This window comes from Paenibacillus sp. J5 (assembly GCF_054955055.1).
The window spans coordinates 1-732 of sequence record NZ_JBUEDD010000042.1; the positions used below are offsets into that span (position 1 = coordinate 1).

The following is a 732-nucleotide window of genomic DNA, read 5'->3' on the forward strand; positions in this document are numbered from 1 at the left end:
CTCGCTTGCCTCCACGGGCTGATCGGCCGTCACATACGCCCACAGGCTCATGCCCGCTTCCCCGTCCTGCCGTGCAACGACCGCCGCTTCCCGCACACTTCCCTGCTCCACCAGCTCCGCCTCGATCTCGCCCATCTCGATCCGGTAGCCACGCACCTTCACCTGCTCGTCCTCCCGGCCCAGGTACAGCAGCGTCCCGTCCGCCAGCCTCCGCACCAGATCACCCGTGCGATACATCCGCTGCCCTGCGCTGAACGGATCGCCGATGAACCGCTCCTCCGTCAGCTCCTCCCGCTCCCAGTAGCCGCGCGCCACGCCGTCTCCGGCGATATACAGCTCCCCGACCGCTCCGCCGGGCACGGGCTGCAGCCCGCGATCCAGCACATAGAGGCGCACATTGTCCGCCGGGCGGCCGATCGGCACCGTCGCGTACAGGTCGCGCGAGGGCTCGTAGGCATGCAGCATGCAGCCCACCACCGTCTCCGTCGGCCCGTACTCGTTGTAGATCGTGACTCGTCCCTCGAACTGCCCATGAACTCGCCGCGCCAGCTCCGTCTCCAGCGCCTCCCCGCCCACGATCAGGCTCCGCAGACGCTGCGGGCGATGACCGCTCAGCAGCAACAAGCGCAGATGCGTCGGCGTCAGCTTCAGCAGCTCGACCTCGTCCGCTGCCGCGATCTCTCCGATTGCCGCTGTCTTGTCTGCGCTCGCGTTTATGACGATGCTTCCTCC

At 67.9% G+C, this 732-nt stretch carries 1 protein-coding gene; it reads right to left on the bottom strand.

Annotated features, from left to right (window positions below; genetic code table 11):
- Nucleotides 1-732 (bottom strand): AMP-binding protein (locus tag ACY1JZ_RS26015; protein WP_462631685.1); only part of this gene is annotated, 732 nt, incomplete at both ends.